The organism is Palleronia aestuarii, from assembly GCF_003253995.1.
GTDB classification, from domain to species: Bacteria; Pseudomonadota; Alphaproteobacteria; order Rhodobacterales; family Rhodobacteraceae; genus Palleronia; species Palleronia aestuarii.
The window spans coordinates 289,847-309,295 of the sequence record NZ_QKZL01000003.1; the positions used below are offsets into that span (position 1 = coordinate 289,847).

At 65.5% G+C, this 19,449-nt stretch carries 17 protein-coding genes; 9 read left to right on the top strand and 8 right to left on the bottom strand.

The genetic code is table 11. The features are described from left to right. Window positions 1–87: 87 nt before the first annotated feature. Genes LX81_RS05480 through guaA form a run of 3 tightly spaced genes read right to left on the bottom strand, consistent with a single transcriptional unit; the run spans window position 88 to window position 2,871 of the window. Window positions 88–972, bottom strand: coding sequence for a DMT family transporter (locus tag LX81_RS05480; RefSeq protein ID WP_111536278.1), 885 nt, complete (start codon window positions 970–972; stop codon window positions 88–90). Then, entirely contained in the window at window positions 969–1,241 is a 273-nt protein-coding gene (locus LX81_RS05485) for a putative quinol monooxygenase (RefSeq protein ID WP_111536279.1), read from the bottom strand. Before LX81_RS05485 ends, LX81_RS05480 begins: the two co-directional genes overlap by 4 nt. 40 nt (window positions 1,242–1,281) lie before the next feature. Beyond that, window positions 1,282–2,871 carry a glutamine-hydrolyzing GMP synthase gene (gene guaA / locus LX81_RS05490; protein WP_111536280.1) on the bottom strand — a complete coding sequence of 530 codons (1,590 nt, stop codon included), beginning with the start codon at window positions 2,869–2,871 and terminating at the stop codon, window positions 1,282–1,284. Between the two features lie 144 nt (window positions 2,872–3,015). On the opposite strand from guaA, the gene LX81_RS05495 reads away from it, so the two are divergent. Continuing rightward, window positions 3,016–4,563: a trimethylamine methyltransferase family protein gene (locus LX81_RS05495; RefSeq protein WP_111536281.1), complete on the top strand. Its 1,548-nt coding sequence runs from the start codon at window positions 3,016–3,018 to the stop codon at window positions 4,561–4,563. On the opposite strand, the gene LX81_RS05500 is transcribed toward LX81_RS05495, so the two are convergent. Beyond that, entirely contained in the window at window positions 4,518–4,889 is a 372-nt protein-coding gene (locus LX81_RS05500; protein WP_111536282.1) for a DUF6477 family protein, read from the bottom strand. The two genes, LX81_RS05495 and LX81_RS05500, sit on opposite strands and share 46 nt — an antisense overlap. A 241-nt stretch (window positions 4,890–5,130) precedes the next feature. Here LX81_RS05500 and LX81_RS05505 point away from each other — a divergent pair, with 241 nt between their 5' ends. Next, window positions 5,131–6,192 carry a DUF6456 domain-containing protein gene (locus LX81_RS05505; RefSeq protein WP_111536283.1) on the top strand — a complete coding sequence of 354 codons (1,062 nt, stop codon included), beginning with the start codon at window positions 5,131–5,133 and terminating at the stop codon, window positions 6,190–6,192. 72 nt (window positions 6,193–6,264) lie between these two features. Here the strand turns inward: LX81_RS05505 and LX81_RS05510 are convergent, their stop codons facing one another. Beyond that, window positions 6,265–7,767, bottom strand: a complete 1,503-nt coding sequence (locus LX81_RS05510) for a catalase (protein ID WP_111536284.1) — start codon at window positions 7,765–7,767, stop codon at window positions 6,265–6,267. A 243-nt stretch (window positions 7,768–8,010) separates the two neighbouring features. On the opposite strand from LX81_RS05510, the gene lipA reads away from it, so the two are divergent. Together lipA and LX81_RS05520 are read left to right on the top strand one after the other, a co-directional pair. Beyond that, window positions 8,011–8,964 (top strand): lipoyl synthase, encoded by a 954-nt coding sequence (gene lipA, locus LX81_RS05515; RefSeq protein ID WP_111536285.1) that lies wholly within the window; start codon window positions 8,011–8,013, stop codon window positions 8,962–8,964. 8 nt (window positions 8,965–8,972) lie between these two features. Beyond that, window positions 8,973–9,632, top strand: a complete 660-nt coding sequence (locus tag LX81_RS05520) for a haloacid dehalogenase type II (RefSeq protein ID WP_146259390.1) — start codon at window positions 8,973–8,975, stop codon at window positions 9,630–9,632. Between the two features lie 66 nt (window positions 9,633–9,698). Here LX81_RS05520 and mepK read toward each other — a convergent pair whose 3' ends face one another. Further along, window positions 9,699–10,268 (bottom strand): peptidoglycan L,D-endopeptidase MepK, encoded by a 570-nt coding sequence (gene mepK, locus LX81_RS05525; protein ID WP_111536287.1) that lies wholly within the window; start codon window positions 10,266–10,268, stop codon window positions 9,699–9,701. A gap of 306 nt (window positions 10,269–10,574) precedes the next feature. Here mepK and LX81_RS05530 point away from each other — a divergent pair, with 306 nt between their 5' ends. The 4 genes from LX81_RS05530 to LX81_RS05545 are packed head-to-tail and all read left to right on the top strand — an operon-like array spanning window position 10,575 to window position 14,787. Beyond that, entirely contained in the window at window positions 10,575–12,167 is a 1,593-nt protein-coding gene (locus LX81_RS05530; RefSeq protein WP_111536288.1) for a L,D-transpeptidase family protein, read from the top strand. A 27-nt stretch (window positions 12,168–12,194) separates the two neighbouring features. Then, on the top strand, window positions 12,195–13,286 hold the full coding sequence (gene lpxD / locus LX81_RS05535; protein WP_111536289.1) for a UDP-3-O-(3-hydroxymyristoyl)glucosamine N-acyltransferase: 1,092 nt from the start codon (window positions 12,195–12,197) through the stop codon (window positions 13,284–13,286). Window positions 13,287–13,315: 29 nt separating this feature from the next. Beyond that, a complete protein-coding gene (locus LX81_RS05540) occupies window positions 13,316–13,582 on the top strand; it encodes an acyl carrier protein (RefSeq protein ID WP_111536290.1) in 267 nt (88 codons plus the stop codon). Further along, a complete protein-coding gene (locus tag LX81_RS05545) occupies window positions 13,579–14,787 on the top strand; it encodes a beta-ketoacyl-[acyl-carrier-protein] synthase family protein (protein WP_111536291.1) in 1,209 nt (402 codons plus the stop codon). Before LX81_RS05540 ends, LX81_RS05545 begins: the two co-directional genes overlap by 4 nt. A 3-nt stretch (window positions 14,788–14,790) precedes the next feature. Here LX81_RS05545 and LX81_RS05550 read toward each other — a convergent pair whose 3' ends face one another. Both LX81_RS05550 and LX81_RS05555 read right to left on the bottom strand, forming a co-directional pair. Beyond that, window positions 14,791–15,522 carry an invasion associated locus B family protein gene (locus tag LX81_RS05550; protein ID WP_111536292.1) on the bottom strand — a complete coding sequence of 244 codons (732 nt, stop codon included), beginning with the start codon at window positions 15,520–15,522 and terminating at the stop codon, window positions 14,791–14,793. 455 nt (window positions 15,523–15,977) lie between these two features. After that, the gene (locus tag LX81_RS05555; protein ID WP_111536293.1) at window positions 15,978–18,443 is read right to left on the bottom strand and encodes a penicillin acylase family protein; all 2,466 of its coding nucleotides are present in this window, start codon (window positions 18,441–18,443) and stop codon (window positions 15,978–15,980) included. Between the two features lie 94 nt (window positions 18,444–18,537). Between LX81_RS05555 and LX81_RS05560 the strand changes: the two genes are divergently transcribed. Further along, on the top strand, window positions 18,538–19,410 hold the full coding sequence (locus LX81_RS05560) for an NAD(P)-dependent oxidoreductase (protein WP_111536294.1): 873 nt from the start codon (window positions 18,538–18,540) through the stop codon (window positions 19,408–19,410). Window positions 19,411–19,449: the final 39 nt, after the last annotated feature.

A 19,449-nucleotide genomic window follows, 5' to 3' on the forward strand; every position in this document is an offset into this window, starting at 1 on the left:
AAAGATCTAGAGCCCGACATAGGGACAGCCGTCGAGACCGGTCAATCATTCTCCCGCTCGGACAACTTTTGCGAGTAGACATCGTATTCAATGGGCAACAGATGCGGTTCGGCGGCGGCGTTGTTCGGCGATCACGTTCATATAGTTCGCGCCACAGATGATCGCCGCGCCGAGCACCACGTAGGGATCGAGCGGCTCGCCGTAGAGAGCCATGCCGACCGCCGCGATCACGGGCAGTCTGAGAAAATCGAACGGGATCACGATCGTGGCCGGCGCGATACCCAGCGCGGTCGTGAGGCAGAAATGCGCAGCGAGCCCCGCACAGCCGATGAGAACGAGCCAGGGCAGCGTTTCGGAGGTGGGCAGCGTGATGTCCCCGTCGATACCTGCACAGACGAGCCCCATCAGAGCTTGCAGGATCGTGAGCCAGAAGAGGATGCAGGTGATCGTCTCGGTCCGCGTCAGCACCTTGGTCAGGATCGCCGTTCCCGCAAAGCAGATCGCCGCGCCCGCGGCTGCGGCCTGCCCCGAACTGACCCCGTCGAGCGTCGGGCGTGCCACGAGGAGGACGCCGACGAATCCCAGGGCAGCGACCACGAGCCGGGTCCGCGTCAAACGCTCGCCGAGAAGAAACGGGGCGGCGAGCGCCACCCAGATCGGAGAGGTGAATTCGATGGCGAAGACCTGCGCGAGCGGTATCATCGTGATGGCATAGAACCACAGGTTCTGCCCGGTGAAATGGGCGACGTTGCGCAGGCCATGAAGCCCGATGCGCCGCGTGGGGATCTGGCGGATCGTTCCGGAAAGGGCAGATACGGTGACGACGATCGCGAGGCCCACGAGCGACCGATAGGTCATGAGTTCGAACGTATCGAGCGCGAAAGACACTTCCCGGCCGGCGACGGCCATCGCGGAGAACGACACGATCGCGCCTGTCATCCAGAGCGCCGCGCCGCGAATGGGGTCGCTCATGCGTCCTTCTCCGCGAAGTCCCGGCGAATGCCGGCAGTCGCTTGTCCCCACTCGCTCTGACGCGTCCGGCTCACGTGTCGATCGAAGGCGGCGCGGTCCACGAAGCTTTCGCGAACGGTCCAGATGAGCGGATCGTCGGACGGCGCGACCTCGAAGGACAGACAGCCCGGTTCGGCGCGACTGAGCCGGATATGCTCGGCAAGATGCGCGCGAACCGTTTCCGCCTCTTCGGACGTCGCGCAGACGAGCCGTCCCTCGATCCAAATCATCCCGGTTCCGGCCCGCGCAAGAACTGCGCCCGCCCGCCGCTTATTCCCACTCGATGGTGCCCGGCGGCTTCGAGGTGATGTCGTAGGTGACACGGTTGATGCCCGGCACGGCGTTGATGATGCGGGTGGCCGTCTCGCCGAGGAAATCGTGATCGAACGGGTAGTAATCGGCCGTCATCCCGTCGACGCTCGTCACCGCCCGCAGCGCACAGGCGTAATCGTAGGTCCGCCCGTCGCCCATGACGCCCACGGTGCGGACGGGCAGGATCGCCACGAAAGCCTGCCAGATCTCGTCGTAAAGGCCATGGCGCCGGATCTGGTCGATGAAGATGGCATCCGCCTCCCGCAGGATGTCGAGCTTCGCCCGCGTGATCTCGCCCGGGCAGCGGATGGCGAGGCCGGGGCCGGGGAACGGATGGCGCCCGATGAAGCGGTCGGGCAGGCCCAGCTCGCGCCCAAGTGCGCGGACCTCGTCCTTGAAGAGTTCGCGAAGCGGCTCGACGAGCTTCATGCCCATCTTCTCGGGCAGGCCGCCCACGTTGTGGTGCGACTTGATCGTGACAGACGGCCCGCCCGCGAAGCTGACGCTCTCGATCACGTCGGGATAAAGCGTGCCTTGTGCGAGGAACTCGGCCCCGCCGATCTCGCCCGCGTGCTTGTCGAAGACGTCGATGAAGAGGCCGCCGATGATCTTGCGCTTCTGTTCGGGGTCGCTGACGCCCTCCAGTCGGGAGAGGAACAGATCGCTTTCGTCGGCATGGACGAGCGGCAGGTTGTAGTGGTCGCGGAACATGCCCACGACCTCCTCCGCCTCGTTCTTCCGCAGAAGCCCGTGGTCGACGAAGACGCAGGTGAGCTGTTCGCCGATGGCCTCGTGAATGAGGAGCGCCGCGACAGAACTGTCGACCCCGCCGGAGAGCGCGCAGATCACGCGCGCGTCGCCCACCTGGTCGCGGATCGCCTGCACCGCCTGCTCGCGATAGGCGCCCATCGTCCAGTCGCCGGTAAAGCCCGCAAGCGCGACGAAGTTCTCGTAGAGGACCTTTCCATGCGGGGTATGGTGCACCTCCGGGTGGAACTGCACGCCGAAGAAGCGCCGTTCGGGATCGGCGATGACGGCGAAGGGGGCGCCGGGCGAGGTCGCGTAGACCTCGAAGCCGGGAGCAAGGCGGGCGACATGATCGCCGTGGCTCATCCAGACCTGCTCCCGCTCGCCATGGAACCAGCCCCTGAGAAGCTCCAGCCGTTCCTCTCCGGGGGAGACATAGGCGCGTCCGAACTCCGCCGTCCCCGGCGTGCGCACGACCTCGCCGCCCAGCATCTGCACCATCACCTGTTGGCCGTAGCAGATCCCGAGGATCGGCACGCCGAGCTCGAAGATTTCCATCGGGGGGCGGGGCGAGCCCGGATCGGGAACGCTCGCCGGACCGCCGGAGAGAATCACCGCGCGCGGCTCGAATTCCGCGAGAAAGTCTGGCGTGACGGTCTGGAACGGATGAATCTCGCAATAGACGCTGAGCTCGCGCAGGCGCCGGGCGATGAGTTGCGTCACTTGGCTGCCGAAATCGACGATCAGCAGCTTCTGGTGATTGGCCTGGTGTGCAGGGGCGATGTCGGCTGTTTCCGTCATGCGAGGGCTCGTAGTCCAGCCCCCTGTGCGACGCAAGCGCCGCCGAACATCCGGGAATGTCGTTTCTGCGCATGAGAGGGCGCAATCCGTCGATGCAGCGGGAGTGCTTCGGCCTAGACGGGGCGAAACGGAAAGGGACGAGCGATGGAAGCGAGCGAAACGCGCAGGCGGGGTCGGAGCGGTGGCGGCGGGGCGGCCCGGAGGGCGGAGCGCACGGCCGTCCGGATCGAGGCGGCACGCTATATCGAACGCAACATCCCGAACTTCGAGGTCCTGACCGCCGAAGCGATCGAGATCATCGAGACCAATGCCGACACCATCCTCGCAGAGATCGGTGTCGTCTTCTCCGAGAACCCCGCGGCGCTCGATCTCTGGCGGGAGGCAGGTGCCGAGATCGAGGGCGAACGGGTTCGCCTGCCGCGCGGCCTCGCCCGCAAGCTCTGCGCGACGGCACCGTCGCAATACACGCAACATGCCCGCAACCCCGAACGTTCCGTCGTCGTCGGCGGACGCAACATGGTCTGCGCGCCGGTCTACGGCCCGCCATTCGTGCACGATGCGATGGGCGGCCGCCGCTATGCCACGATCGAGGATTTCCGGAATTTCGTGAAGCTCGGCTACATGTCGAAATGGCTCCACCATTCGGGTGGAACGGTCTGCGAGCCCACCGACATCGCGGTCAACAAGCGGCATTTCGACATGCTGCTCGCGCATATGACGCTGTCGGACAAGCCGTTCATGGGATCGGTCACGGAGCCGTCGCGGGCCGCCGATTCCGTGGAAATGTGCGAAATTCTCTTCGGCAAGGAATTCGTCGCCGAGAACACGGTGATGACCTCGCTCGTCAACATCAACTCCCCCCTGACGTTCGACGTGACCATGATGGGTGCGCTCGAAACCTATGCCCGTGCGAACCAGGCCTGCATCCTGTCGCCCTTCATCGTGGGTGGCGCGATGGCGCCCGTCACCGTGGCGGGTACGCTCACGCAGGTTCTGGCCGAGGTGATGGCGGGCGTCGCTTATTCGCAGCTCGTCCGGCCCGGTGCGCCGATCGTCGCGGGGGCCTTCGTCACGTCCATCGACATGAACTCGGGCGCGCCGACTTTCGGAACGCCCGAGGCCGCGCTCATCACCTATGGCGCGGGCCAGCTGATGCGGCGCCTGGGTCTGCCCTATCGTAGCGCCGGGAGCTTCTGCGGCTCGAAACTGCCTGATGCGCAGGCGGCCTACGAGACGGCGAACAGTCTCAACATGGGGCTGCTCGCGGGGGTGAACTTCATGCTGCATTCCTGCGGCTGGCTCGAAGGCGGGCTCGTCTCGAGCTACGAGAAATTCGTGTTAGATGCCGATCAGCTGGGCGTGCTGCACAATCTCGCTCGTGGAATCGATCTGAGCGAGAACGGACAGGCAATGGATGCGCTGGCCGAGGTCGGTCCGGGAGGACATTTCCTCGGCTGCGCGCATACCCATGCGAATTTCAAGGACGCGTTCTGGCGGACCGAGATCTTCGACTACAAGCCCTATGAGACATGGTCCGACGAAGGTTCTCGCGACAGCCAGACGCTGGCCTCCGCGCGCGTAGCCAAACTTCTTGCGGAGTATCAGGCCCCACCGATCGATGCGGCGACCAGCGAGGCACTTGCCGACTACGTCGCGCGCCGCAAGGCCTCGATGCCGGATGCGTTCGGCTGAGGCATCCGATCCACCGGCGGCGTCGTCCTCGTCGCCGGCGCGTCGGCGACAAGCGTCAGCCGCCGGCTTTCGGCCATGAGTGCCACCAGGATCGCGATATGGCGCTGCGCGGAATAGGTCGCCTTCCTGTCGCGGCGTTCGACGTCGATCTCCATCTCCATGTTCGCCAGGGTCCGTATCAGATCGGCCGGGCCGGGAACCGATTCGCCTACGAAGAGACGCGGAATCTCGAGATCCCTGTTGTAGGCCGACAGGCCGAATCGCGCTGCGCTGATCAGCAGGCGGGGTCGCTTGATCGTGCGAAGATGACTGTGGATATCTTGCATGTGTTCCACTCCTCGGAATGACGCCTGATCCGACGGTGGCACAACTTATAGGGGTGTTGCTTTAGGCCGGTTTGGGGGGAACTATTCGGTGGATCTGCATTAATTTTTACGCATCATTCCCTTAAGGGCCGCCGAGCTGCTGACGGTCCTTACGCATAACAACCAAGAGTTGTTTACCTGTGTCTGACCGGAGCGAACAGGACGCCCTGTGTCGGCTGTGTTGAGAAGGGGATGAACACGTATGTCAACGAGTATGGTGGAGCCGCTGCCCGGCTGGGTGCCAGATCACGTCCGGGTCTATCTCGCCCATGTCGTCGGTGGAGAGCCGATTCGTGCATTGGCGCGACAGAGCGGATGTCATGCCTCGACCGTGCTGCGGCAAGTACGCCGCTGCGAGCAACGTCGTGACGACCCTCTCATCGATCTCGCGCTGAAGCGCCTCGGACAGCAGCGGGCCGGATCGCGTCCGTCCGCCCAGAAGAGTGGAGCCGACACGATGACGACGAATACCGAGACGACGTCGATGCCGAGCGAGGAGGTGATCGCGCTCGAGGCACGCCGAATCCTGCGCCGTCTTTCCGAACCGGGCGCCTGCCTCGCCGTCGCCGAGGGCATGGAGAAGGCCGTCGTCGTGCGAGAGACGAAGGACGGGCAGACGATCCGCACCGGCGTCTGCGATTCGAAGGTCGCCGAGGCGCTTGCGCTCAAGGAGTGGATCGCCGCGAGCGGGACCGGACGGATCGCACGGTACCGCATCAAACCCGCCGGTCGGTCGGCGCTGAAGCACCTCCTGGCCGAGGAGGGCGAGACCGGCGAAGCCGATGCCGGGACGCACGCGAAGGCGCCGCCCACAGCGCGGTACAACCATTTCGAAAGCCCTCTCCTGACCCTCGCGCGGCGCCGCGACAAGGACGGTGAACTCTTCCTCAGCGATGCGCTCGTCCGCGCAGGCGAGCGGATGCGGGAGGATTTCGAACTCGCGCGGATGTCCGCAGGGGGCGAACGGGACTGGCACGAATTTCTGCTCTCGGCCGGTTCAAAAGATACCGCGCCCGACATAGAGCCGCTGGGCACGTCGCCCGAAGCTGCCGGCCGCCGCCTCGCCGATGCATTGACCGATCTGGGACCGGGTCTCGGAGATGTCGTGCTACGGGTCTGCTGCCATCTCGAGGGAATGGAGACCGTCGAACGAAGGATGGGCTGGGCGGCGCGATCCGGCAAGATCGTGCTTCGGATCGGCTTGCAGCGATTGCAGCGCCATTACCTCGAGCGCTACGGCAATCTCGCCCCGATGATCGGCTGACGCGGCACGCGATCCGCCATGAAAAAAGGGCGCCCCATGGGGCGCCCTTCGTCGTTGAATATTCGGCAAGCATCACTCCGCCGCTTCGGTTTCCGTATCGTCCGTGATCGGGACCGCGTTCACGTCGCTGTCCATCGTCTCGTTCGCCTTGCGCACACCGGCGGCGTAGTCCGGATGCACCCGCTCGAGCACGGCATACCAGCGCTCCTTCACCTCCTGCGAGCACGGACCCATCGCGCCCGCGTAGTTCGCAAAGAGACGCTGCTTCTGCTCGTCGGAGAACATCTCGAAAAGCTTGCGGGGCTGCACGAAATCCGCGTCCTCGGACGCCTGGACGTAGCGGTCGGCATCGCCATCGATGCGAAGCGGCGGCTCCTTCGCGCTCTCGTCGGCGACCGGGCCGTCATACTGGTTCGGCTCGTAATAGGCGTTCGGGTTGCCGAAATCGTTGGAGAAGAACCGCATCGAACCATCCTTGTGGTAATGGTTCACGGCCGCGGCGCGAGGCGCGTTGGCGGGCAGCATCTCGTAATGCGTGCCAAGCCGGTAACGGTGCGCGTCGGCATAGGAGAAGACGCGGGCCTGCAGCATCTTGTCGGGGCTGTAGCCGATACCCGGCACCACGTTCGACGGCGAGAACGCCGCGTTCTCCACGATCTGGAAGTAGTTTTCCGGATTACGGTTCATCTCCAGCTCGCCCACCTCGATCAGCGGGAAGTCACCGTGCGGCCAGACCTTGGTGAGATCGAACGGGTTGAAATCCTGCTTGCCCGCATCCTCCTCGTTCATCACCTGGATGTAGAGCGTCCATTTCGGGAAATCGCCCGCCTCGATGGCGTTGTAGAGATCTTCCTGATAGCTCTCGCGCGTCGAGCCGATGATCTTCTCGGCCTCTGCATTGGTGTAGTGCGCGTGGCCCTGCTGGGTCTTGAAGTGGAACTTCACCCAGTAGCGCTCGCCCTTTTCGTTCCAGAGGCTGAACGTGTGCGACCCATACCCGTTCATGTGCATCGGGTTCGTCGGGATGCCGCGATCCGACATCAGGATCGTCACCTGGTGCACGCTTTCGGGCTGCGCGGCCCAGAAATCGAACATCGCTTCGGGTGAGCGGAGATTGGTCTTCGGGTGACGCTTCTGCGTGCGGATGAAGTCCGGGAACTTGTAGGCGTCGCGCACGAAGAAGATGGGCGTGTTGTTGCCCACCATGTCCCAATTGCCGTCCTCGGTGTAGAACTTGAGGCTGAATCCGCGCACGTCGCGTTCGACATCGGCCGCGCCGCTTTCGCCCGCGACGGTGGACCAGCGCGACAGCACTTCGGTCTTCGTACCCGGCCTGAAGACCTTGGCGCAGGTGTATTGCGTGATGTCGTGGGTCACCTTGAACGTGCCGAGCGCCCCCCAGCCCTTGGCGTGGACGACGCGCTCGGGAATGCGCTCGCGGTTCTGATGGGCGAGCTTCTCGATCAGCTGATAATCCTGGAGGAGGATCGGGCCGCGGGGACCGGCGGTCTGGCTGAACTGGTTCGACGGGACGGGGGCCCCGGCGGTCGTCGTGAGGCGTGGTTTGTCGGCCATGTCTGGCTCCTGTTCTTTTTTTGTAGTTTGGAATCGTTCTAACAAACTTCAGAGGGAATGCGAAGGGCCGTCATTGGGCCTGTCTCTGGGACAGATGGGGATGCCGCCGCCGCCTTGATAAGGATCGTCGGGCCGAAAGACGCTCCGCGACGACGAAACGCAGAGAATCGCGTGACGAAGAGACCAACGCATCTTGGACTTCCGCGCGGCGATCACCTAATTGAGGGTGAGAAGGAGTCCGTCATGCCCCGTGATCTGAAAATCCCCGCACAGCGACACCCCGAGAAGGCCTCCCGACCCGAGACGGTGCGCCTGAAGAAGCCCGACTGGATCCGTGTCAAGGCGCCGACTGGCGAGGGCTACAAGGCCACGCGGGAGATCATGCGGGAGCACAAGCTCGTCACGGTCTGCGAGGAGGCGGGTTGTCCGAACGTGGGCGAATGCTGGTCGCAAGGTCACGCCACGATGATGATCATGGGCGAGATCTGCACCCGCGGCTGCACGTTCTGCAATGTCGCGACGGGCCGCCCCGATGCGCTCGACGTCTTCGAGCCGGGTCGCGTCGCCGATGCGGTCAAGAAGCTCGGCCTCAACCACGTCGTCATCACCTCCGTCGATCGCGACGACGTCTCGGATGGTGGGGCGGAGCACATCGCGCAGACGATCCGCGCGACGCGACGCCAATCGCCCGGCACGACGATCGAGGTTTTGACGCCCGATTTCCTGCGCTGCGGGCCGGAGGCGCTGGAGACGGTCATCGCGGCGAAGCCGGACGTCTTCAACCACAACCTCGAGACCGTTCCCGGCCTCTATCCCGAAGTGCGTCCGGGCGCGCGGTACTTCCATTCCCTGCGCCTCCTGCAGCGGGTGAAGGAACTCGATCCGACGATGTTCACGAAGTCGGGCATCATGGTGGGTCTCGGAGAGACGCGGCAGGCGGTCCATCAGGTGATGGACGACATGCGCGCGGCGGATGTCGATTTCCTGACGGTCGGACAATACCTCCAGCCGACATCGCGGCATCACGCGGTCGACCGCTTCGTCACGCCGGAGGAATTCGCGAGCTACGAGAAGGCCGCGTGGGGCAAGGGGTTCCTCATGGTCTCCGCCACGCCGCTTACCCGGTCGAGCTATCACGCGGGCGACGATTTCGCCCGGCTTCGCGCCGCCCGGCTCGCGCGTACCGCGGGCGGGTGACCTTGAGCATGACAGGATCGCCGCCCCGCGCCATCGCCTTCGACATGGTCGAGACCTGCTTCTCGCTGGAGCCGCTCCGGCCGCGGCTGGAGCGGGCAGGACCCGACGGGCGCTACCTGGAACAGTTCTTCGCCGAACTCCTGCGCGACGCCTTCGCGCTCGATGCCTGCGGGGTCTACCGCCCTTTCCGGGAGGTGGCCGCGGGTGTCCTCGCGACGATGGGCCTCGACGGGAACGCCGCGGATGACGTGCTCGACGGTTTCACGGAACTCCCGGCCCATCCCGACGTCGCCCCGGCAATGGAGCGTGTCCGCTCGGAAGGCGCGATGGTCATCGCGCTGACGAACGGCAATGCCGCGGTGACGGAGACGCTCCTGGAGCGCTCCGGTCTGCGGGAGAAGGTGGACCGCGTGATCTCTATCGACGAGATCGGCCGTTGGAAGCCCGCGCGGCAGGTCTACCTCCACGCGGCAGATGCCGCGGGGCTCGAGCCGAAGGACGTGGCACTCGTCGCCTGTCATGGCTGGGATTGTCTCGGCGCGATGCGCGCGGGCCTCAGGGCGGGATATGTCGCCCGCAAAGGTGCCATATCCCCGGCGATGGACGCGCCGGAGATCAGCGGGACGAGCTTGCCGGATGTCGTAAACGGGTTCTACGCAACGGCCTGACATGCGAAGGCCCGCCAGTGGATCGGCGGGCCTTCGCATGGACCGTTCTCGCGCATGGCAAAGGGGTCAGCTGCCCCAGCTGCGCACCGGTCCGCAATCCATGTGGACGAAGTTCGACCGGGAATAACGCCCGACGCCTCCGGCCGCGCAGGCTTCGGCGGCGCGGTACATCTGCGACACGGACCGCGACTTGAGCCGCAGGTCGGCAGCCTCGCCTCTGAGATGCCGAGAATTCTTCGCGACCCCGCTCGATCGGCGCCGGAGCATCTCGTTGGTCTGCGGCGAGCGGTAGCCGGAGATCAGCATGTACGGCTCCGACGTGTCGAGCAGTCCATGCGCCGCGCTCATGATGTCGACGGTGCGCGGGTCGATCTCCCTGACCTGATTGTTGCGCCAGTCGCGCATGAAATAGTTGATCTCCTGCAGGGCGGGGCCGACATACTTGCCCTCGATCCAGTAGATCGTGTCGATGCTCTCGCCCGTCCGCCCGTTGTACATCTTGATGCGGCGGATATCGCCGGCGCCGCGCAGGAACCCGAAGGCCGAGGAAGTCGTTGGAGCGGCTGCAATGCTCGCCGCCGCGAATGCGCCCAACAAGGCACGCCTGGAGAACCCAGTCGAAACTGTTGAAGTCATGGAATCCTGTCCCGTTTCCGTTGCCTGTATTTCGCGTTGATCGCGATTATTGTGCGCCGATTTATCGACGCCCCTTTTCTATGGCACGAAAGGATCTCGTTAACCAAGTCCGCGTTATCACCGTCGAAAAAAGGTTCCCGGTGTGAGCAAAAAGCCGCTCATGGCCTCTGCGCCGTGGCACATGCGCTCCTCGTCACGTCAATCGATCCTCCTTGAGGAAACGTGACTGGACGGTTCGGACCGGGTGCTGCCGTGATCGTGTTGTCGCCTTTGACGAGGCGCTGCACGCTTTGACGAGGATCGACGATGATCGGACATTTGGCCAAACGGTGGATCGGGGTCGCGGCGATGACGCTCGTCCTCGCCGGGCCCTTGAGCGCGCAGACCGTCACGCCCTTCATGCAGTCGCTCGCGGAAGCGGCGGCAGATGAACCCGCGCTGTCGAAATTCTACCGCGAAACGCGTTACGCCCCCCTCTGGACCGGGGACGATCGCCCGGATCGCGCCCGCCGCGCGGCCCTGATCGAGGCGTTCGCGCAGGCGGAACTGCACGGTTTGCCGCCACTGAACTACGATCCGGAGACGCTTCGCACCATCCTCGCCGCAGCGCGGACCCCGTCGGAACGCGCGCGGGCGGACGTGGCGCTCAGCCGCGCGTATCTCGCCTATGCCTCGGATCTCGCGACCGGTATCCTTGACCCATCGACGGTCGTGCCGGGGATCAAGCGGCGGCCCGTCCGGCGCGACGACGCCCACCTCCTGCGCGCGATCGCCGGCCCTCAACCGCGTCAGGCCCTTGCGCGATTGGCGCCGCAATCGCCGGAATATCGCCGCCTTCTCGGAGAGAAGCGCAAGCTCGAGGACGTCATCGCCCGGGGCGGCTGGAATGCGCCTGTCCCGGCGGGACATCTGGAACCCGGATCGGAAGGACCCGACGTCGCGGTCCTGCGCGACCGGCTGATCTCGATGGGATATCTGGCCCCCACGGTTCGTCTTCGCTACGACGCCGCGGTCCGGCGCGCGGTCGAGACGTTTCAGAAAGATCACGGTCTGGTTTCCGACGGAATCGTCGGCGCGGCGACGCGCACGGCACTCAATATTGCCGCATCGGATCGATTGGGGCAGATCATCGTCGCGATGGAGCGCGAGCGCTGGCTGCCGCGCGATCTCGGGGCGCGACATATATGGGTAAACCTGACCGATTTCACGGCCAAGATCGTCGACGGAGGCAAGGTGACCTTCGCGACCCGTTCGGTCATCGGTAAGAATGCCGAAGACCGGGAAACGCCGGAATTCTCCGACAGCATGGATCACATGGTGATCAATCCGACGTGGTACGTTCCCCGCTCGATCACCGTGAACGAATATCTTCCCGACCTGCGGCAAAACCCCTGGGCCCATGGCCAGCTCGAGATCGTCGACCGGCGCGGAACGCCTGTGAATCGCGCCCGCGGCTTCGCGCAGTACAGCGCCGCGAATTTCCCCTTTTCCATGCGGCAGCCGCCGGGAGAGAGGAATGCGCTCGGTCGCGTGAAGTTCATGTTTCCAAACAAGTACAATATCTATCTCCATGATACTCCGGCGAAAGGTCTTTTTTCTCAGCCGGTTCGCGCATACTCGCACGGCTGCATCCGCCTAAGCGATCCGACCGGGTTCGCCCGCGCACTCCTCGCCGCGCAGACCGACGATCCCGGCACCTTCTACGAGAGGCGTTTGCGCAGCGGACGGGAGACGCGCGTGTCGCTCGACGTTCCCGTCCCCGTCCATCTCGTTTACCGGACCGCCATCGCGAAGCCCGCTGGCGGAATGAGCTATCGCGCCGATATATACGGCCGCGATGCCGCGCTCCTCGCGGCACTCGGGCGGGCCGGGGTGGTCCTCGGAGAGATCGGCAGCTAGTCTCCGCGCGGATTGCGGAGAAGCCTCATGCGAATGACCTTGGGCGACATTGCCAAGCGGCTCGGCGCGCGGCTCGAAGGCGATGGAACGCTGCCGATATCGGGTGCCGCGGAGCCCGGCGATGCCGGTCCGGAGGACCTCGCCCTCGCCATGCGCCCCGCTTATGCCGAACGCCTCGGCGACGGTTCCGCGAAGGCCGCGATCCTCTGGGAGGGCGGGGATTGGAGGGCGCTCGGGCTTTCCGCCGCGCTTTTCGTGCCTCGGCCGCGGCTTGCGATGGCCCATCTCACGCAGGCACTCGATCCGGGACCGGAGATCACGCCAGGCATCCATCCGACGGCCGTGATCGACGCGAGTGCGGAGATCGGGGAAGGGGCCGCGATCGGCCCTTTCGTCGTCGTCGGGCGTGGCGTGCGGATCGGCGCAGGCGCACGGATCGGGGCACAGACGGTGATCGGACCCGAGACGACGATCGGGCGCGATGTCCTCCTGCATCCTGCCGTACGGATCATGCATTCCGTCCGCATCGGTGATCGCTTTACCGCCCATCCTGGCGCGACGATCGGCGCCGACGGGTTCAGCTTCGTCACACCGGAGAAATCGGGTGTGGAGGCTGCGCGGGAGACGATGGGCGAGCAGGGTGAAATCCGCGCGCAGAGCTGGACCCGCATACATTCGCTGGGGGGCGTAGAGATCGGCGACGACGTGGAGATCGGCGTCAACACCTGCATTGACCGTGGGACGATCCGCGCCACCCGGATCGGCGATGGCTGCAAGATCGACAACCTCGTCCAGATCGCCCACAACGTCGTGCTCGGACGCGACTGCCTGATGGCCGGGCAGAGCGGCCTGGCGGGCTCGACGATCGTCGGCGACCGGGTGGTCTTCGGCGGTGGCGCGGGTGCGGCGGACAATCTCCGGATCGGCGACGACGTCATCATTTCGGGCGCCACACGGGTGCTCTCGAACGTGCCGTCGGGACGGGTGATGATGGGCTATCCCGCCGTGCGGATGGATCAGCACGTGGAGATGTACAAGGCCCTCCGCCGGTTGCCGCGGCTCCTGCGCGATCGGTTCGGATCCCAGAAAGCGGTTCCAAATCCGGGGCCGAGCGACTAAATCAGCCCCGGGAACGAAGGGGCTGAGGCATGACATCGGATGTCGAGACACGGGTGGTCCGGATCATCGCCGAGCAGGCGCTGCTCGAACCGTCCGATGTGAAGATGACCGATACCCCCGTCGATCTGGGCATCGACAGTATGGGCCTCGTCGAAGCGATCTTCGCGATCGAGGAGGAGTTCGATATCTCCGTGCCGTTCAACGCCAACGATCCTCAGGGGAGTGCGTTTGATATCAGCTCCGTCCGTTCGATCGTCGCCGCCGTGAAGAGTTTGGTCGCGGACCAGACCACGTGAGGCGTGTCGTCATTACCGGCGCGGGCACGATCAATCCGCTCGGTGCCTCGGTCCCCGCCACGCTCGATGCGATGCAGGAGGGACGCTGCGGCATAGGACCTCTCGAGATCCGCGACGTGGACCGGCTTTCCGTTCGAATTGCGGGACAGGTCGGCGGTTATGACGAGACCGCGCATTTCGACCGTCAGCAATTGTCGCTCTACGACCGCTTCACGCAATTCGCCCTTCTCTCCGCGGCAGAGGCGGTGGCGCAATCGGGAATCGCGTTCAACGGGGCGCTCGCGGAGCGGGCGGGCGTCGTGCTCGGCACGTCCGGGGGCGGGCTCAACACGCAGGACGACAATTACCGCGCGGTGTACGAAGAGGGAAAGAACCGGGTCCATCCCTTCATCGTCCCGCGCCTGATGAACAACGCGGCCGCGAGCCACATCTCGATGACCTACAACCTACAGGGGCCGTCCTTCACCGTGGCGAGCGCTTGCGCGTCCTCGAACCATGCGATGGGACAGGCTGCGCAGATGATCCGCACGGGCCTCGCCGACGTGATGCTCACGGGCGGAAGCGAGGCGATGCTCTGCTTCGGCGGCGTGAAGGCGTGGGAAGGTCTGCGCGTCATGTCGAAGGAGGCCTGCCGTCCGTTCTGCGCCACGCGTACGGGCATGGTGCAGGGCGAAGGCGCGGGAGTGTTCGTCTTCGAGGAGCGCGACCGCGCCCTGGCACGCGGGGCGGAGATATTGGCGGAGGTCGCGGGCTTCGCCATGACCTCGGATGCGGGCGACATCGTCACGCCGTCCCGGCACGGAGCGGTCCGCGCGATCGCGGGCGCGCTCCGCGATGCAGGTCTCGCTCCCGAGAGGGTCGGATACATCAACGCGCATGGAACCGGGACGACGGCGAACGACCGCACCGAATGCGCGGCCGTTCGCGACGTGTTTGGCGGGCATGCCGAAAGACTGGTGATCTCGTCGACGAAGTCGATGCATGGGCATCTGATCGGCGGGACCGGCGCGGTCGAGCTTCTGGCCTGCCTCATGGCGCTGCGGGACGGGATCGTCGCGCCCACGATCGGCTACCGCGAGCCCGACCCCGATTGCGCGCTCGACATCGTGCCGAACGTCGCGCGGGAGGCGCGGATCGATGTCGCGCTCTCCAACGCCTTCGCGTTCGGCGGGCTCAACGCCGTTCTGGCGCTCGCCCGCGCCTGAGCCTTATTCCGCGTTCGCTTCCCGCACCGCTTCGTATCCGGCGGTGAAACCCGACAGCGAGATCGCAAGGTCGATCGTCTGGTCGGGCGCGGCCGCCGGAACGATGGTGAGGGTCGCGGTCGCGCCGCGCTGCATCGCCTGCACCTCGGAGGCGGTCAGGCCGATCCGCGAGAAGCATCCGGCCTCCGCACAGAAGTTGAACGGATAGCGACGGGGCTGCGCGCTGTCGACGGCGAGCGTCAGCTGCTCGGTCAGCAGCGTCTCGAGCGGCGTGATGATCGTGGCCCCGGCGGCCGCCTGCTGGCCTTCGGGAAGCGAGACCACCGTGATCTCGGCCACGGCATTGCCGTTGCCGTCCTCGAGGAGTTGGTAGAGCTGGCAGGGATCGTCGCCATCCTCGGTCCGGATGCAGCGCTGCTGCCAATCGCCGAACGTCTCCGCCGTGTAGGTCTGGCCGGGGCGGGGGCCGTCCTGCACTTCCTCACCCATCGAGAGGCCGGACGCGGTCGTGTCGTCCGTGGCCTCCTGCGACCCTGTCACTTCTGCATCCCCTTCGGTCTCGGCGTCCGAGGCCTCCGGAGCGGCGGCATCCGCACCGCCGGTCTCGGTCGATGGGGTCGTGGTCGTGGTCTCGTCCTGCGCGTCGGTTCCCGAAGTCGCGTCATCCTGCGCAAAAGCCGGACCGGCCAGCGCAACGAGTGCCATCAGCGAGATGGATTTCAACAGCTGTGACATCGGGCCTCCATGTCGTTCGAGCGGTTCGGGACGGTCTCTACCACCTCGCCCGGGGCGTGTCAGGCCCGATTCAGAGCTCTCCGCACAAGTGCCGCAGAATGCAAAAAAGGCCCCGCATGGGGGCCTTTTCGATCCGTCTGTTTTCCCTGTCGAACTGGCCGACCTGTTGATTGCGCGGGAAGCTATTTAATCCGAAGGGACCCGTCAATAGGCCATTTGGAGCGCGGCGACGGATCGAGCCTGTGCCCGGATATCATAATGAAACTGCGTCTCGCCGCGCTGATAAAAAAAGGCCGCGCACGAGGCGCGGCCAGTCGATCAGAGACAGTTCCAACAAACAGGCGGGTCCGGCAGAACAATCCCGTTATACCGCCTTCAAGATTAAGATCGTGTTACCGGATCGCGTGTCGATTATCCTTGGTAGGGCCTTGGCAGGTTCGGCGCGCAAGTGGAGCTCACTCGGTGGGCCGAAGGCGCGTGATCCCGACGGCCGCCGCCCGTGCGAGTTCTGGATCGAGCGTCATTGGGATGTATTCGCCGCGCCGCCAGAGGTCGCCGAGATCGTCGTAATGGCGGCTGAGCGGATGGCCGGATTGGCCCGTCGAGGTGATGAAGAGGGAGGAATCGGGATCGGCGAAGTCGTAGATCCCCCGATATCCCGCGCCATGCACGTTCACGAAGGGATCGGGTTCCGTGCCCTTCGTGAGCCCGCGGAGAAGCGTGTTGTCGCCCCCCGATGTGGATTGGCGGATATTCACGAGCCAGCTCAGGAACGGGATCTCGCCCAGAGCCGGATGCGCATGCACCGCCTCGTGCGCGTCGCCCCATCTGAGGCTTTCGAGGGCGGTGCCATAGGTTTCCCCGATCCAGATCAGCGCATCGTCGAGCGCGAGGCGGGCCATTTCGGAGCAGGTCTCGCGCCGCGCCGATTGCACGACATCGCACCAGATCCCGGCGCCATCGACATCGCGGAAGGCGCGTTCCACGAAGAGCGGTTCCAGATGCGTGAACTCCTCTGCAAGCGGTCCGAGTTCGTCGGCGATCAGCCGCTTCTGAAGCGCCCGCATCCAGGCGGCGTATATCAGCGGCTCCGGCAGGTGCTCGTTCATCTCTCCGTTCCATGCGGCGAGCATGGAGAGGGCCTGTTGCCGCTGCCGCTCCGGCGTCCCTTCGGGCGCCGCTTCTCCGGTATACCAGAGATCGGCACCGACGAGCGGCAGGAGCATGCGTGCGGTGAAGCTCACCGTATCGAGCTGCGCCTCCATGAAGCTCTCGCGCGTATGCACCTCGCGGGCCTGCATGAGACGCCGCCAGCGCTGGACGCGCTGGGTGTCGCCCCAATGGTAGGAGACGTGGCGCGGAAACGGGCGGTCGATGATCTTGTTGTTCGTGTTGCCCACGATCCCGCCCGCGGGCTCCAAGAATTCGGGATTCTCCGCGTAGGGCAGACGGCCGTCCCAGCGATTCTCGACGATCCAGCCGGGCGTGGGCAGGCGGCCGCGGCTCTGGTGCCCATCGCGGCGACGGGGGAACTTGCCCACGGTCTTGAGCGCGATCTCCTCGCCATCGGCGAGCACCAGGTTCTGGCTCGGCGAGACGTAATCCTCCCCGATCTCGATCGCCTCCGCGATATCCGTGGCGCCCATCAGCTCGATCGCGGCGGTGACAGACGTGTCGGCGGGATCGAGCGCGGTCCAGGAGAGGGAGGCCACGTGCCCGCGGGGCGTGATCGTGGCGAGGTTGAAATGACTGCCGGGCAGGATCGGCCCGTTCTGCGACCAGCGTAGCGTCAGCGTGATCGGATCGGAATCCTTGATCCGCAGGATGGAGCTGCGGGTCTGGAGGGGCTCGAAGCCGCCCGGTGTCAGCACTTCCTCGGGATTGTCGGGATTGAGCCGCTCGATATGCACGTCCTGGTCATCGAGGTAGGACGTCGTCAGCCCCCAGCCGAGCCGTTCGGAGCGCCCGACGATGATGGCGGGTATCCCGGGGATCGAGCCGCCGATGACGCCGCCGGAGGCGAGCTCCAGCCGTGCGAGATACCAGATCGAGGGGGCCGTCAGCATCATGTGCGGGTCGTTGGCGAGCAGCGTGCCGCCGCTGGCCGAACGATCCGGCGCCGCGGCCCAGACATTCGATGCGCCCGCGAGGGGGCCGGGAAGACCGGGATAGAGCGGATCCTCCGCGACCGCCGCCTGACGGACCGGAGCGACTTCGGTTCCGGGAAGAAGCGCCGCGTAGTCGGGCAGGGCGGCGATGCCCGGGCCCGGGATGTCGGGTAGCAGGTCGCGCACCCGACCCTCGTCGAGAAGGAGCGAGGTGCGAGCGCGCAAGACCTCTTCGCGAAGATGCGAGGTCAGCTGGAAGGCGAAGAGCTTCTGGATCGCAATGCTGTCTGCCGGCTGCCACGGTGCGATTTCGGGAGAGAAGAGAAAGAATTCCGGGGCGCCGCGTCCCCGCGCGTCTTCGTTCACGGAGCGGATCCAGGCGTTCACCCCGGCGGAATAGGCTTCGAGCGCGGTCTGCGCCTGTTCCGACTGCGCATCGACAGACGCGACCGACAGGTTGTAGATGTCGAGGCGGCGCATGAGTTCGTCGGTCCGTGCGGTACGGGCGCCGAAGATCTCGCTCAACCGCCCCTGCGCCGTGCGACGCAGAAGCGTCATCTGCCACAGGCGGTCCTGCGCGTGGGCGAAGCCGAGGCCGAAGAACACGTCCGCATCACTGGCGCCGAAGATGTGCGGCACGTCCGAATTGTCCCGCACGATCTCCAGCGGGGCCTCGATGCCCTCGACGGCGAAGTCGGCATCGTAATCGGGCAGGCTGCGCGCGGCGAACCAGTAGACCGCAACGATGGAAAGACCGGCAAGAAGGACGAGGCCGGTGAAGATACGGATCAGCCAGCGCAGGATCATCGCCATGACGTGTGATCTTTCGTCGGGCACGGGGGCCGGTTGACCGGTCCCCTGCTTCGGTTAGACAGGCTCTAATCAATTTGATCGAGGAGGTGAAGGCATGGCGAAACTGGCGTTTCTGGGATTGGGCGTCATGGGCTTTCCGATGGCCGGTCACCTCGCTTCGGCGGGTCACGACGTCTGCGTCTACAATCGTACGCGCGCGAAGGCCGAGGATTGGACGTCGAAGCACGGTGGGCGCAGCGCCGCCACGCCCCGCGAAGCCGCCGAGGGCGCGGAGATCGTGCTGGCCTGCGTCGGCAACGATGACGACCTCCGCTCCGTCGTAACGGGAGAGGACGGCGCATTTTCGGGGATGGGTAAAGGGAGCGTCTTCGTAGACCATACGACCGTCTCCGCCGCCGTGACCCGCGAGCTCGCCGCGCTCGGCGAGGAAAGCGGCATCGGCTATGTCGACGCGCCGATCTCCGGCGGACAGGCCGGGGCGGAGAAGGGGCAGCTCTCGATCATGTGCGGCGGCCCGTCGGATGCTTTCGACCGGGCCGAGCCCGTCATGGCCACCTACGCGAAAATCTGCCGCAGGTTGGGAGAGACCGGCGCGGGGCAGATGACGAAGATGTGCAACCAGATCGCGATCGCGGGAGTCGTCCAAGGGCTGAGCGAAGCGTTGGCCTTCGCGGAGGCAGCGGGGCTCGACGGTCGGGCGGTGGTGGAGGTGATCAGCCAGGGCGCCGCCGGAAGCTGGCAGATGGAGAACCGCTACGAGACGATGCTCGACGACGAGTTCGACCACGGCTTCGCGATCGACTGGATGCGCAAGGACCTGGGTATCTGCCTGACCACCGGGGACGAGATCGGCGCGGCGCTGCCGGTCACGGCGCTGGTCGATCAGTTCTACAAGGACGTGCAGGGCATGGGCGGGGGCCGCTGGGATACCTCGGCGCTCATCAAGCGGCTCAGGAAGCCCGCCTGATCCGGCGGAGCGGGCTTAGGCCCGCGCGCCATTCCGATG

Bases quoted from the DNA above. Each gene is read 5' to 3' on its own strand.
- mepK (WP_111536287.1), bottom strand. From the start codon at position 10,268: ATGACTTCAACAGTTTCGACTGGGTTCTCCAGGCGTGCCTTGTTGGGC.
- LX81_RS05495 (WP_111536281.1), top strand. From the start codon at position 3,016: ATGGAAGCGAGCGAAACGCGCAGGCGGGGTCGGAGCGGTGGCGGCGGG.
- LX81_RS05550 (WP_111536292.1), bottom strand. From the start codon at position 15,522: ATGTCACAGCTGTTGAAATCCATCTCGCTGATGGCACTCGTTGCGCTG.
- LX81_RS05540 (WP_111536290.1), top strand. From the start codon at position 13,316: ATGACATCGGATGTCGAGACACGGGTGGTCCGGATCATCGCCGAGCAG.
- LX81_RS05480 (WP_111536278.1), bottom strand. From the start codon at position 972: ATGAGCGACCCCATTCGCGGCGCGGCGCTCTGGATGACAGGCGCGATC.
- LX81_RS05510 (WP_111536284.1), bottom strand. From the start codon at position 7,767: ATGGCCGACAAACCACGCCTCACGACGACCGCCGGGGCCCCCGTCCCG.
- LX81_RS05520 (WP_146259390.1), top strand. From the start codon at position 8,973: ATGACAGGATCGCCGCCCCGCGCCATCGCCTTCGACATGGTCGAGACC.
- lpxD (WP_111536289.1), top strand. From the start codon at position 12,195: ATGCGAATGACCTTGGGCGACATTGCCAAGCGGCTCGGCGCGCGGCTC.
- LX81_RS05530 (WP_111536288.1), top strand. From the start codon at position 10,575: ATGATCGGACATTTGGCCAAACGGTGGATCGGGGTCGCGGCGATGACG.
- guaA (WP_111536280.1), bottom strand. From the start codon at position 2,871: ATGACGGAAACAGCCGACATCGCCCCTGCACACCAGGCCAATCACCAG.
- lipA (WP_111536285.1), top strand. From the start codon at position 8,011: ATGCCCCGTGATCTGAAAATCCCCGCACAGCGACACCCCGAGAAGGCC.
- LX81_RS05560 (WP_111536294.1), top strand. From the start codon at position 18,538: ATGGCGAAACTGGCGTTTCTGGGATTGGGCGTCATGGGCTTTCCGATG.
- LX81_RS05485 (WP_111536279.1), bottom strand. From the start codon at position 1,241: ATGATTTGGATCGAGGGACGGCTCGTCTGCGCGACGTCCGAAGAGGCG.
- LX81_RS05505 (WP_111536283.1), top strand. From the start codon at position 5,131: ATGTCAACGAGTATGGTGGAGCCGCTGCCCGGCTGGGTGCCAGATCAC.
- LX81_RS05500 (WP_111536282.1), bottom strand. From the start codon at position 4,889: ATGCAAGATATCCACAGTCATCTTCGCACGATCAAGCGACCCCGCCTG.
- LX81_RS05555 (WP_111536293.1), bottom strand. From the start codon at position 18,443: ATGGCGATGATCCTGCGCTGGCTGATCCGTATCTTCACCGGCCTCGTC.